Raw genomic sequence first — 15322 nt, forward strand, 5'->3', positions numbered from 1 at the left:
AGGTAAGGTAATCGTACCATCGGTTGCAATAGTCACACCAGTTAATCCGTCAATATCCGTTATCGTGATATTGATATCATTGTCATCAACAGCAACACCATTTAAAGTATCATTGATGGTTACATCTCCGGCATCGCCACCTGTAAATCCGTTCACAGGACTTCCTGAGAAATCATCCGCAACAGCAACAATAGGAGCAGCAGCAACTACGATAGTTGCAATAGCCGTATCACAATTAGAAGTATTTAATTTTTCACAAATGCTGTAGACCACGTCATACGAACCAGCAGTAGTTCCTGCAGGTAAGGTAATCGTACCATCGGTTGCAATAGTCACACCAGTTAATCCGTCAATATCCGTTATCGTGATATTGATATCATTGTCATCAACAGCAACACCATTTAAAGTATCATTGATGGTTACATCACCAGCATCACCACCGGTAAATCCGTTTACTGGACTTCCTGAGAAGTCATCGGCAACAGCAACAATAGGAGCAGCTGAAACTACGATAGTTGCAATAGCGGTATCACAATTGGAAGTATTTAGTTTTTCACAAATACTGTATTCAACGTCATACGAACCAGCCGTTGTTCCTGCAGGTACGGTAATCGTACCATCGGTTGCAATGGTTACACCGGTTAATCCGTCAATATCGGTTATCGTGATATTGATATCATTGTCATCAACTTGGGCACCATTTAAGGTATCGTTAATCGTTACATCACCCGCATCACCACCTGTAAATCCGTTTACTGGACTTCCTGAGAAATCATCAGCAACAGCAACAATAGGAGCAGCTGAAACTACAATCGTAGCAATAGCGGTATCACAGTTAGATGTATTTAGTTTTTCACAAATGCTATATTCTACATTGTAGGTGTTCGCAGCTGTTCCGGCAGGTACGGTAATCGTACCATCGGTTGCAATCGTTACACCGGTTAATCCGTCGATATCGGTTATTGTAATATTGATATCATTGTCATCCACAGCAACACCGTTCAAGGTATCGTTGATGGTTACATCACCAGCATCACCACCTGTAAATCCGTTTACTGGACTGGCGGAGAAGTCATCGGCAACAGCAACAATAGGAGCAGCTGAAACTACGATAGTTGCAATAGCGGTATCACAATTGGAAGTATTTAGTTTTTCACAAATACTGTATTCAACGTCATACGAACCAGCCGTTGTTCCGGCAGGTACGCTGATCGTACCATCGGTTGCAATCGTTACACCTGTCAATCCATCGATATCAGTTATCGTGATATTGATATCATTATCATCCACGGCAACACCGTTCAAGGTATCGTTGATGGTTACATCACCAGCATCACCACCCGTAAATCCGTTTACTGGACTTCCTGAGAAATCATCGGCAACAGCAACAATAGGAGCAGCTGAAACTACGATAGTTGCAATAGCGGTATCACAGTTCGATGTATTTAATTTTTCACAAATACTGTATTCCACATCATAGGACCCAGCAGTAGTTCCTGCAGGTACAGTTATGGTACCATCGGTATCAATGGTTACGCCTGTTAATCCGTCAATATCAGTAATGGTAATATTGATATCATTATCATCCACGGCAACACCGTTCAAGGTATCATTGATGGTCACATCACCTGCATCACCACCTGTAAATCCATTGACAGGACTTCCTGAGAAATCATCGGCCACGGCAACAATAGGAGCAGCTGAAACTACAATCGTAGCAATAGCCGTATCACAATTGGAAGTATTTAATTTTTCACAAATACTATACTCTACATCATAAGACCCAGCAGTTGTTCCTGCAGGTACCGTAATCGTACCATCGGGTGCAATAGTCACGCCTGTTAATCCGTCAATATCGGTTATTGTAATATTGATATCATTGTCATCAACTTGGGCACCATTAAGAGTATCATTAATCGTCACATCACTAGCATCACCACCCGTAAATCCGTTGACAGGACTTCCTGAGAAATCATCGGCAACAGCAACAATAGGAGCAGCTGAAACTACGATAGTTGCAATAGCCGTATCACAATTAGAAGTATTTAGTTTTTCACAAATGCTGTATTCCACATCATAAGACCCAGCAGTTGTTCCGGCAGGTACGCTAATCGTTCCATCGGTTGCTATAGTCACCCCGGTTAATCCGTCAATATCGGTAATGGTAATATTGATGTCGTTGTCATCCACGGCAACACCATTCAAGGTATCGTTGATGGTTACATCACCAGCATCACCACCTGTAAATCCATTCACAGGACTTCCTGAGAAATCATCAGCAACAGCAACAATAGGAGCAGCAGCAACTACGATTGTAGCAATAGCCGTATCACAGTTTGAAGTATTTAATTTTTCACAAATACTGTATTCCACATCATACGAACCAGCAGTTGTTCCTGCAGGTACAGTTATGGTACCATCGGTAGCAATGGTTACGCCTGTTAATCCGTCAATATCAGTAATGGTGATATTGATATCATTATCGTCCACGGCAACACCATTTAAGGTATCATTGATGGTCACATCACCAGCATCACCACCCGTAAATCCGTTCACAGGACTTCCTGAGAAATCATCGGCCACAGCAACAATAGGAGCAGCTGAAACTACGATAGTTGCAATAGCGGTATCACAGTTAGATGTATTTAGTTTTTCACAAATGCTGTATTCCACATCATAAGACCCAGCAGTTGTTCCTGCAGGTACGCTAATCGTTCCATCGGTAGCAATGGTTACGCCTGTTAATCCGTCAATATCAGTAATGGTGATATTGATATCATTATCGTCCACGGCAACACCATTTAAGGTATCATTGATGGTTACATCACCAGCATCACCACCAGTAAATCCGTTCACAGGACTTCCTGAGAAATCATCGGCAACAGCAACAATAGGAGCAGCTGAAACTACGATAGTTGCAATAGCGGTATCACAGTTCGATGTATTTAATTTTTCACAAATGCTGTATTCTACATCATAAGACCCAGCAGTTGTTCCTGCAGGTACGGTAATCGTTCCATCGGTCGCAATGGTTACGCCTGTTAATCCATCAATATCAGTAATGGTAATATTGATGTCATTATCATCCACCGCAACACCGTTCAAGGTATCATTGATGGTTACATCACCAGCATCACCACCTGTAAATCCGTTTACCGGACTTCCTGAGAAGTCATCGGCCACGGCAACTAGCGGTAATGTACTAACTGTAACAGTCACTGTTGCAGTTGAAGAATCATTATTAGCATCTGTAATTGTATAGTCAAATGTATCATCACCTACGAAATCTAGTGCAGGTGTGTAGATAATGGAATCATCTGTAGGATCATTTGGTGTGCTATTATCATTTACCGATACAGTTCCACCATTAGCAGTTGTAACAGAAGGCAAGGTTATTGTGCCAGAATTTGGACCATCAAGGCCAAAATTATCAGCGCCATTTCCATTATTAGCTAAAACATCTAAATCATTATTGGAGCTGTCTTCTATAGCCGTAAATTCATCATCTTGCGCAGTTGGCAGACTATTAGGACCAACAGTTATGGTTACAGTTGCAATATCACAATTTGTTGGATTAGAAGCCTCACATATTTGATAGTCAACTGTATAAATATTAGGAGTAGTATTACTAGCAACATCAACAGAACCATCACCATTAACGGTTAATGGACCATTTGTTACCGGTGTTATGGTAACACTAGCGGGGTTTAGAATTGCACCGTTTATTTCATCATTATCTAAAACATTAAGTACATCTGTTACACCGAAAAATCCTTCTACTGCTGTAATTATTTCTGAATCATTAATAGCATCAATATTATTGATTACTGAAAGGGTAGCCTGAGCTTCTTCAGGACATGCATTGTTATCATGCGAAACCAATACTTTATATATGTTACCATCCATGAGAAGTGTAACATCTGAAACTGTTAAACTGGAATTGGTAGCCCCAGATATATCAGAAAAAGTAGAACCAGCATTTGTACTTACTTGCCATTGATAGCTTAAGCCTCCGTTAGCATTAATATCATACATAGGGGTTCCTGAGGAATAAGTAGAAGCTTCTAAAGCAGATGCTACAACCGTAAATGTAGCATTATCACCTACGCGTTCTTCTTGGTTAGTAGGTGCAGTGTCGATGCTAGTCTCTGCAGCTGTGGTAACGCCAGCATTAGTGCCAGTATATGCTGTGGCAGCACCTGTTACTCGGCCATTTGCATCGTAGCCAGAACCATCTACTTCGCCATCATTATCTGCATCTAAATGACCCGCCTCAATGGCATCGTTACAACCATCGTTATCGCTGTCAATATCTAAATAGTTTCTAATTCCATCGTTATCAAGATCTTCGGGTACACAGAAAGATAAATCTGCTATACCTGAACCTTGATTAGCTGAGGGGTTGCTACCGTCCTGTCTATAATGGATAACTATTTTATTTATAGGGACGGAGAAGTTTATTTGTAAATCTTCATCAGTTCCGCCTCCTGTAAATGTATTGTTGCCATCATAAGATATACTTGTGCCCGCTAATACATAGTCTACAGGCATCATTTGATAAGCGGCACCATCTGAAAAGGCTTCGATATACATTTGGTCCGTGAAGTTAGGACCAGTATCAATATCAAGTAGCGTGAAGGCTAAGTTGTAGACATTTTCTGTGAATTCAAAAGTGTGAACTGATTCTCCGTCTAAAATAGCTGCTTGTAACCAAGTATATCCGGAAGGAACATAGCCAGTATTGACTTTCCAGTTACCAGTGGTATTTGAAGTACGATCTATTGTAATTGTAACACCATCAAATACTAATGGAGGGGAAGCAGCATTAATAGTAGGGTCATCACCCGACCCGGTATCTCCACCTACTACATAGTGGTCGGACCAAACCAATCCGAACGGAGCACAATTTAATTCATCAATATCAAGTATACCATCGTTGTCATCATCTAGATCACAATTATTTCCAACCGTATCTGAATCGTTATTTGTATATGAAGGGTGACTAGGGTGACATTCGGTACATTCAGCAGATTGTTGCGAATTATTTTGTGAAGTACCGATACCTTGTGAGGTCCCTCCAGGAATTCCCGAACTATTTGGTGTAGCTGTTAAAGATCCATTGCTATCGATATCATCGTAACTATAACTACCAGAACCCTCCATAGCATCGGGACAATCATCACCATCACTATCAAGATCTAAGAAATTAGGTATACCATCATTATCATCATCAATTTGATTACAAGCAAAAACAATCATTTCTATTCCGTCAGCAGTTCCTGTTGTAGTAGTTGCAGCTGGAAAATTTAGTGTAAAAGTACTTATGGTTGCTTGAATCTGTAAACTACCCGCAGCAGTACCACTAGCATCATTCATAGAAGATTCTGCTGTGTATCCATTTGCAGCATTACCATCTGTAACTCCGGCACCAGCGTCTCTTGCTGTTGTAGAAGTAGTAGAAAAATCATTAGTACCAGCAAGGGTCATCCAAGTTAGTCCATCTTGAAGTGAAATTTCTGCGGAATTTTGAACATTATTTGCTGAGCCACCAATTCTGTCGAAATGAATAATAGGATTGGTGACTTGTACCGGGTTACCAGAACTATCTTCAAAACTAATAGTAACACTTTCACCAAATTGAAAATCACATTGAATAGAAGGATCACCTGCTAAGTCCTCAGACCAAAAACCAGCACCACCTGCATTAAAACTACCTAGGGCAAAACCTTCAATTGCTGCGGTGGTCATGCGTATTATTAGACCATCACCATAGTCATAAGTCACATTTGTAACAGTACCACCCCAGTTACCAGATTGATTTGGTATACAAACACCCTCATCAGTATCTAAAATACCATCATTGTCATTATCAAGATCATCAGCATTAGCAATTCCATCGCCATCAATATCTTCTGGGGTTCCTCCCGCCAATATCCAAGGAGAAAATTCACTAACGTTGGAAACTGTAACCGTATTATTAGCAAAATCTCGTGTCAATGCTCCTTTTAATTCCCAGTTATCTACACTGGTATCATATCTAAAAGCAGACAAACCATTTTCTCCTGAAACAGGTTCTTCTGAGTTTGCGTAAGTCATGGTTATATTAGCTGCACCCGCTCCTGATTTGTCTAGTTGCCAAAAACGCTGTACGGCATTCCCACTAATGTCATTGGCATCAGAATCCACCATATTAAGGACGGCTTCCGGCACAGTGGGGTAGGGCAACATATTGAGTCCTACAGGATAGGTTGATACAGTAATTGTACCTAAATCACCAGAAGCACGTTCAATAGCTAAGGGTATTGATTCGCCTATGGCAGTTCCAAAAGGTACAGTATATAAACCACCTGTAGCTGATGTTTGCCAAATAACTTTACTTTCATTTAAAACATCTTCACTAACTATAAAGCCTTCATTTGTAATTAATGCAGAAATTAGGTCATTTGTAATTTGTAGTGTATTTGAATTTAGATTTAATGCTGTATTTTTTAAATCTAAGACACCTAAATTGGTGCCAGAAATATTACCTCCAACAATAGTGTTAACTTCTAAGGTAACTTCATCTACATCTAAAATTAGATTGTAAAAAATGGTGGATGTTGTACCACCAATAATTGCAGAAGTTGTGGAATTCAAACTTACAGTTCCCTCAGAATCAGCAGTGAATGCTGCACCCGTATTGTTATTTAACCAATCACCACCTACACTAATTAGGGCGTCATTTTTTATTTGACCTTCGTTAGAAACTTGAAAGTTACCATTTACCACACTAATAGTGGCACCACCAGATACCGAAACAGTACCACCTACAACATTAAGCCCGTTTTGAGCTAATGCTATAGAGATATTAAGAAATAGAAAGAGGCTTAAAAAGTAATTGATTTTCATGGAAATGTAGTTGGAAGTTAAATTTAGTTGACGCTGTTAGCCAAATTGCTATCTTGCTTCTACCACTACTAATCCCAGTCCTGCAGATACAATAATCCCCGTAGTTTCACCAACCAAACGTAATTGAACATCTTGTTGTGCACCAGCATCAATTTCAATCCAAGATGAATCGATTAGACCGTTAATTGATAAAGAAATGCCTGGGCCAAACGAAGTACTATTAACATAGTTCCAATTTGTTCCATCCGTAGAATATTGTAATTTTATATCGAGAGTTCCTCCACCAACACCAAGTGTCAAACCTGTAACATTTGCCATAATCCTAATTTCTCTAGCATTTGATAGATCCATTCTAAAGCGATGAGCGGTCAAACCTAAAAACTCAACAATATTAGAACCAATAGGAATACCTAACCAAAGTGAAGGTTCAAGACCTGAAAGAACAGTAATGGAGTTTGTAACTTCCCTATTGAATAGTTCATATTTTGCACCTTGTACAAACATCTCAGTATTACCGATATCCGTATTAAAAACTAATAAACCATCAGCTGGATTAACCAGCGCAGCAATTTGCGCGGTTGTCATTCGAGGTATTAGTAATCCCCCAGTAGTAGATTCAATGTCTAAAGCCGCGGATGGGTCAGGGGTGAGGGTGTTTATACCTACTGACTGTGCTGTAGTTATTGTAGTACTTAGAAATATTGTAATACCTGTGATTAAAAAAACCACATTTTTTGAAAAAGATGCACGAGGCTTATAGTTTCTCATTATTTTAATTTTTGGAATGGTTAAGTAGGTTTATTAGTATAGAATTAGAACTGTAATTCTATTTAAAAGAATACCTTATATATATGACTAAAAACAAATGTATATTTATAAGAAATACCCAATAACAAATTGTTGTAAATTCCTACAAAAGTGTCGTCAAAATGCACTTTTTTGATGTCTAACTGTAGACCTTGAGCCTTAGAATTCGCTTTTTATAAAAGAAGTAAATACTTAATTTTTAATTAATTATATTTTGAATGCCCACATAAGCTAACATATTTGGTATTCTGCAATGATGTAAGAATTGCACTTATTTTTATTCTGATATTTTCGCTGAAAACATAAGAACTTTTTAGTTTGAATATTGGTTTTATATGAAACGAAGCATTTTCATTCGTAAACTAATTTTAAGTAATAAAAACACAGAGTGGTAAAAAAGACTTTTCGAAGTAATCTGTGGTAGGGATATTTGATGGCTTTATACAATTATGTAGTGGTGTTTTACAATTTTAAAGCTTCTTTTTATTTAATTTGACCTTCAATTTTACGATTAATAATTATAGGGAAATCTAATGTAGAATATACCGCTGAAGGTTGATGTGCCCTTTAACTTTCAAGAATATAAATATGGGTGATTTAAGTTTATTCTAGTGTCAATAGAATTTCAAAAAGATTATATTACACCATATATTGTAGCTTTAATAAAACTTTCTTAATCAATTAAAAAAAAATGAACATTCTAAAATGTCATGAAAATTGAATGAGGTTTGATAATATAACTACCAGTAAAGATTATTTTTCTACTATATTTATTTGAATAACACCTAATTTTCAGCATACTGAATGCGCCTTATTTTGGCTCAATAAGTTTAAAATATAACTAAAGCTTGAAACCATGCCCAAGGGTTGTCTAATTTTATTTGTTTTTTTTTGGTCAGTATTTTGCTTTCCTCAATTTTCAGATTTCCAAAAATATGGTGTCAGAGATGGGCTTAATAGTAATACTGTTTTTTCAACCATAGAAGATAAAGATGGTTTTATTTGGATAGCCACAGAAGAAGGCGTTGATCGATTTGATGGTATAAATTTTAAACAATATACGTTACCAAATTTATTTGAATATCGGAAGGTAAATGATGTAGTTCATTATATTAATATCGGTTCAAACAATCAAATTTGGGTTGCCACTTTAAGTGGATTAGTCTATAAATATAATCCAGGTATTGATGAATTTGAATTATTCCATACATTAACAGATATTGTAGATGTCGCCGTTCAAACCTTTTATATAGACCATAAAAACGACTTGTGGTTTGGTACTTTAAATGGCACATTAGTTTTACATCCTGAAACGAAATTTACACGAAGAATAGATTCAATTAAGGAAAAAAATACCGCTATTACCCAAGATAATTTGAAGCGTTACTACTTGGCAACTGATGTTGGTATTCAGGTATTAGACAGCAGTAAAACGGTTCTGTATGATTTATTAGATGTAACCTATTCAAAAAATATGGGCATTAAAGGGTCTGTAATAAGTTCACTTTTTTTTGATGAAATTAATAATAGGTTATGGTTGGGGTCAAATAAATTAGGGCTTTGTGCTTTTAATTTAGTGAATTTTGATTTTATTAAACCTCAAGGATTTCCTAAGTTAAAAGGGATATACCTTAGAAGCATCGAGAGATTTAGTCAAAATGAAATTATATTAGGTATCGATGGCGAAGGTTTAATTATTTGGAATATTGAAGATCAAAAAGTAACAAAGAAAATATCTGATGAAATTGGTGATGATAGTTTTTTAAATACCAAATCTGTACAACATGTATTTCGAAATAAGGCAGGTGTATTTTTTATTTCTACTTGGCGTGGCGGTTTAAATGTATATAGTCCTGAAATGGCAAAGTTTCAATCTATAAGCCATATGCCAAATAATGAAAATTCAATAACAAACAATGTAGTTTTTTCATCAAGCAATATTGGGCCAGGTATAATCGGTTTTGGAACAGATAAAGGCATAAATGTATATAACTCAGCTAATAAAACTTGGCAACATTTAGATATTTATACAAATAATGAAAAGCATATCTCCAATGCTAAAAGTATTAGTTCAGATAAACAAGGAAATATTTGGGCAACATCATATACTGATTCTCTAGTGCTATTTAAGCGTGGACAAGATGGATTGTATTATAGTACAAAAGACTTTCCGGAAGAATTAAGCCAGCATGATTATAATAAGGTTCATGTGGGTGATGACGGTCAAATTTGGTTGAGTGATGATATTCAGCAGCAAATTACTAGATATTCAATAAAAGATGATACTATTGAAAATTATTCGTTAATCTCAGGACAGGTACAAACATTATTAGATTTTTCTGCAAAAAAACTAGCAATCGGAACATCATCTGGTTTGAAAATATTTGACAAGGAAAAACGAATATTTGAAGATGTTGAAATTATTGAGTCTTCAAAACTAAAAACAGCAATGATTTCAAGTTTAGCGATTGATGCGAATAAGCAACTATGGGTAGGCACACGCTATAAAGGACTTTTTTTAATCAATTTTTTTAAGAATACTGTTACAAGAATAACCGCAGATGATGGGTTAATTTCAAACAGAATATTTTCTGTAGCGGCACATCAAGAAGATGTTTGGGTAAGCACTTCAAAGGGCATTAGTAAGATTGATAACAAAATGAATATTAGTCACTTTTCAGAATCTGATGGAATAATTTCAATCGATTTTAATTATAACGTGGCCTTGTTAAATAATAATCAATTGTACTTTGGCACCAATGATGGGGTGATAATGTTCAATCCTGAAAAGGTCTATTCTACTACTTCTCAAAAAAACTTAGTTTTTAGTGAGTTTTACCTAAATCACAAGCGAGTTTTAAATGGTGAAAATTCCCCATTAAAATCACCACTAAATGAAACTGAAGAAATTAATTTAAACAATGATCAGAGTTCTTTTTCAATAGGTTTTTCAAGTATAGATTTTATACATTCTGATCAAGGTAGCTTTCAATGGAAATTAGAGAATTTTGATGAAGATTGGATTGATGTTAAAGAAGTAACCCGTGCTAGTTATACAAATTTAAATCCAGGAAAGTACATTTTTAAATTACGATTATTAGGTCAACAACAAGAACTTATTGCCAACGAAAGGCAACTAATAATTACTATCAATCCGCCATTTTGGCAAACGTATTGGGCCTACCTTTTATATTTTCTTTTGGCCGTATTAATTATGTTATTATTTGGTTATTTAAATACACTAAGAGTAAAATCAAAAAACGCAAAAGAAAAATTACATTATTTGGTAAATATTGCACATGAAATAAAAACACCATTAATGTTAATTAAAGCCCCATTAACTGATTTGCTGAATAATGTAAAAATGGATAGCGCTATGCTTCAAGGTATTCAAATTGCATTGAAAAATACCGAAAAGGTAAATCTTCAAATGGTACAGTTTTTAGATTTTAGACATTTTCGTTTACGTAAAAAAACAGTAATCAATACTTCAATAGATCTTATTAGATTTTTAAATGATAAAATTTTCGCATTTAAAATATTGGCTGATAAGAAGAATATAAACTTAACTTTTAATCATGAAATCGATGAATTCAAAATAATTTCTGATGAAAAAATATTAGACAAAATTGTAGGCAACTTACTTTCAAACGCAATTAAGTATACAAATGAAGGAGGTAATGTGTCTATTAAATTAATAGTAGCAAATCAGAAATGTAAGATTAGCGTTGTAGATTCTGGTATAGGAATTTCTAAATCTCAAAGCAAAAAAATATTTAAGCTGTTTTATAGAACACCCGCTGCCAAAGAATCTGGTAATTTGGGTACTGGAGTAGGATTGGTTTTAGCCCAAGATTTGGCTAAAATGATTGAGGGTAAAGTTGTTTTAGAAGAATCATCACAAAAAGGGTCTACGTTTTCTTTTATTTTTCCATTTGAAAAAACAATGGGAGAAATTGAAAATAGAGAGGAAAATCAAGACACTTTACATGGTATAGAAGAACCGCAAACATTGCCTAGTATCAAAGTATTGATAGTTGAAGATGATCAAGAATTATTAGCATTTAGCAAGAAAAAATTGGGTAATAAATACCAAGTGTTGACAGCTAGTGATGGCTTATCAGCTTTACAAGTGGTAAAAAAAGAGCAACCAGATATAGTGATAAGCGATGTGATAATGCCAAAGATGAATGGTTTGCAATTATGTATGAACTTAAAGAAAAAAATAGACACTTGTCATATACCTGTTATACTTTTAACAGGGTTAAGTTCTAAAGAAAATGTCATTCAAGGATTGGAGAGTGGCGCTGATGATTACATAACCAAACCCTATGATTATGAATTGCTTTTTAGTAAAATGGAGGGTTTATTAAAGAATAGGTCCGTCTTAAAAAATAAGTTTCTTATCCATGATTATAACCTCAATGAAATTGAGTTTAGCAACAAATTAGATGATAATTTCATGAATGATCTTACGCAATTGGTAGAAGAAAATATTAGTGATGAAAATTTTTCGATCAAAGATATGTGTGAGGCAATGGGAATGAGTAGAACTTCGTTTTATCATAAAATTAAAGGTTTGATTGATATTTCTCCCAATGAGTTTATAAGAACCATTCGCTTGAAAAAGGGAATGTCAATGTTGTTGACATTAAACTATAATGTAAGTGAAGTGGCTTATAATGTAGGCTTTTCTGATGCAAAATATTTTGGCACTTTATTCAAAAAATATTACGGTAAAAGTCCATCAGTTTTACTTGCAGAAAAAAAAGAACAATCAGAACAAATTTCTGATGTATAGTCAAACCCCTAGTTTCTAATTTTAAGCCTCAATTTTCACTCACTTCACAATACATACGCTATACTTTAAAAGTATTCAGTTATAAATTCCGTTTGATTTCTTCATAAATGGTGTGTTCATTTTAATTCAAGTATTTCATCAAACTAATGGCATTGAATGTATTGGGAATATCTTTCAATCCAAATAAAATTAGACATTCCAGAAACACCATGCTTTATAGGGGCTGGATATATTTTCTACCTGTAAAAACAGTAATTCTACCTGCATGCCTGATATAATTTTTAGAATTGTGTTGTCTAAAATTAATCAACCATAATTAATCAACCATAATTAATCAACACTTAATGAAACTTGTAAAAAGAATTTCAATTCTGATTTGCCTTTGTGTATGGCAAATATCAATCTCTCAAGAAAATGCAATAGGCGTTTTTCAATACAATAAAGATATTGGTGAACCAAAATTAGAGGGCTCAGCAACTTACGATGATGCCACACAAACATATACGATAAAAGGAGCTGGATATAATATCTGGGGTCAACGTGATGAACATCGTTATTTATACAATAAAATAAAAGGTGATTTTATTGTAACTGCCAATTTTAAATTTGAAGGTTATAATGAGGCACATCGAAAAATAGGTTGGATGACGCGTGCTTCAGAAGATGATAATTCTGTAATGGTAGGCGGTTTTATTCATGGTGATGGGTTAACGGCAGGCCAATGGCGCGAAAGAAAAGGTGCTGATATGCGAAACCCCGAAGATGATGTTTGGGCACCTAAACGCTTTTATGAAATAATACAATTAGAAAGACGAGGTAATACTTTTATTGTTAGAGCTGCACATGCTGGTGAACCTTTACAAGAAATTAGCTCTAAAGATTTACCCTTTATGCCAGAAGAGGCTTTTACGGGGATTGTTATTGGCTCTCATGAGGTAGATACTATTGAGACTGCCAAGGTTTGGAATGTTCGAATTGATCAGCCCGTTGCAGCATCATATAATCCAAATGAAGAAGGGTGGATTGGCTGTCGTATGGAGACCATGAATGTTTTTGATGGCAAACGAAAAGTAATTTACGAAAAAGAGAGTCGTTTCGAAGCTCCGAACTGGATGCCAAACGGTAAGAATCTACTTTTTAATATGGAAGGGTCATTATATACAATTCCCACATCTGGCGGTGATATTTCAAAATTAAATACAGGTGCGGCCGACAAATTAAACAATGACCATTGCATTTCATTTGATGGTAAGTTGTTGGGCATTAGTCATAATGATGGTGAAGGCTCAAATGTTTTTGTTCTACCATTAACTGGTGGCGAACCAAAGGCAGTAACAACAGAAGCACCATCATATCTACATGGCTGGTCTGCAAATAATAAAGATGTGGTTTATGTGGCAAAGCGTAATGGCGGTGATGTATATAATATCTATAAGAAAAGTATTAAAGGTGGTAAGGAAATTAAATTAACAGACAATAAAAAATTGGAGCATGTTGATGGCTGCGAATATTCTCCTGATGGAAAATACATTTATTACAACGGTTCTAAAAATGGTGGAACTATGCAATTGTGGAGAATGAAACCCGATGGAAGCAATAAAGAACAGCTTACGTTTGACGAATATAATGATTGGTTTCCACACATATCTCCAGATGGAAAATGGATCGCATTTATATCATTTGCTCCGGATATTGAATTGAATTCGCACCCATCATATAAACAAGTAATGCTTCGATTAATGCCGGTTTCTGGTGGTGTACCAAAAGTAGTAGCACATCTCTATGGAGGGCAAGGAACAATTAATGTGAATTCATGGTCGCCAGATAGTAAGCACATTGCATTTGTAAGTAATTCAAAAAAATAATTTTTAAAAAGTTGACAAAATACAATAGAAAGTAGAACAGTCAACAAAATGAAAAAAGTGAGTTTGTTAAGTTAGTTTGAAAATACACGGGGGAGTGTTTTGCCCCGTGTATTACTATTAAAATTGCTTAAAAATTTAAAAATGAGAATGAAAAAAAACCAATTTAGAAATATTGTTTTTACCCTAATTGGTATGCTTATATCACAAAGCATAATAGCTCAAAGTCAATTTAAAGTATTATTGATAACAGAAACTGCTGGTTGGCATCATGCATCTATTGATCATGGTATTGTGGCTATAAATGAGTTAGCGGCCACGCATAATTTTGAGGTAGTAAGACAACAAGATGCACAAAGTATTACTGAAGAGTCTTTGCAAAATTATGATGCAGTTATTTTCTTAAATACTTCAGCAGATATTTTTGATAACGAAGAACAATTGGCTTTTGAAAAATACATTCAATCAGGAAACGGATATGTTGGCATTCATGCGGCTTCAGATACCGAATATGACTGGCCATGGTATACCAAGCTAGTCGGAAGAATGTTTCACATTCACCCATTACAACAAACGGCAAAACTTAAAATAATTGATCATAATTTCCCAGGATTGGAACACTTTCCTGATACACTTTTGTTTACTGACGAATGGTATGAGTTTAGTGAAGACAAGGTTAGTGGTCTTCATAATCTCATATTAATTGATGAAAATTCATACGATGCAAAAGTCACTTGGAAAAATAGAGATTTAGATAAAAACGGAAATCGCACCATAGATAGAGTAGGTGAGGGTATGGCTGTTCATCCTATTTCATGGTATCATGAATTTGATGGAGGTCGCTCATTTTATACTGCACTGGGGCATATTAATAATGTATATAAAAATAATTGGTTTCGCGAACATTTGTACGGTGGAATCTATTACGCAGCAACAGGAAAAGGAATTGAAACTCAATAATTAA

5 protein-coding genes are annotated in these 15322 nt (G+C 35.5%); 3 read left to right on the forward strand and 2 right to left on the reverse strand.

The window, feature by feature from the left end; all coding sequences use genetic code 11:
• Both JQC67_RS11605 and JQC67_RS11610 read right to left on the reverse strand, forming a co-directional pair.
• Positions 1-6888 (reverse strand): beta strand repeat-containing protein (locus JQC67_RS11605; RefSeq protein WP_203252974.1); only part of this gene is annotated, 6888 nt, incomplete at its 3' end.
• 48 nt (positions 6889-6936) lie between these two features.
• Positions 6937-7656: a hypothetical protein gene (locus JQC67_RS11610; protein ID WP_203252975.1), complete on the reverse strand. Its 720-nt coding sequence runs from the start codon at positions 7654-7656 to the stop codon at positions 6937-6939.
• 895 nt (positions 7657-8551) lie between these two features.
• On the opposite strand from JQC67_RS11610, the gene JQC67_RS11615 reads away from it, so the two are divergent.
• The 3 genes from JQC67_RS11615 to JQC67_RS11625 all read left to right on the forward strand — a co-directional run bounded on the left by JQC67_RS11615 (position 8552) and on the right by JQC67_RS11625 (position 15318).
• On the forward strand, positions 8552-12496 hold the full coding sequence (locus JQC67_RS11615; RefSeq protein ID WP_203252976.1) for a hybrid sensor histidine kinase/response regulator transcription factor: 3945 nt from the start codon (positions 8552-8554) through the stop codon (positions 12494-12496).
• Between the two features lie 344 nt (positions 12497-12840).
• Complete coding sequence (locus JQC67_RS11620; RefSeq protein ID WP_203252977.1) at positions 12841-14361, forward strand: TolB family protein; 1521 nt, start codon at positions 12841-12843, stop codon at positions 14359-14361.
• 141 nt (positions 14362-14502) lie between these two features.
• Positions 14503-15318, forward strand: coding sequence for a ThuA domain-containing protein (locus JQC67_RS11625; protein ID WP_203252978.1), 816 nt, complete (start codon positions 14503-14505; stop codon positions 15316-15318).
• Positions 15319-15322: the final 4 nt, after the last annotated feature.

Origin of the sequence: Aurantibacter crassamenti (genome assembly GCF_016811105.1) — a bacterium.
Lineage (GTDB): Bacteria > Bacteroidota > Bacteroidia > Flavobacteriales > Flavobacteriaceae > Aurantibacter_A > Aurantibacter_A crassamenti.

Bases quoted from the DNA above. Each gene is read 5' to 3' on its own strand.
- JQC67_RS11610 (WP_203252975.1), bottom strand. From the start codon at position 7,656: ATGAGAAACTATAAGCCTCGTGCATCTTTTTCAAAAAATGTGGTTTTT.
- JQC67_RS11625 (WP_203252978.1), top strand. From the start codon at position 14,503: ATGAGAATGAAAAAAAACCAATTTAGAAATATTGTTTTTACCCTAATT.
- JQC67_RS11615 (WP_203252976.1), top strand. From the start codon at position 8,552: ATGCCCAAGGGTTGTCTAATTTTATTTGTTTTTTTTTGGTCAGTATTT.
- JQC67_RS11620 (WP_203252977.1), top strand. From the start codon at position 12,841: ATGAAACTTGTAAAAAGAATTTCAATTCTGATTTGCCTTTGTGTATGG.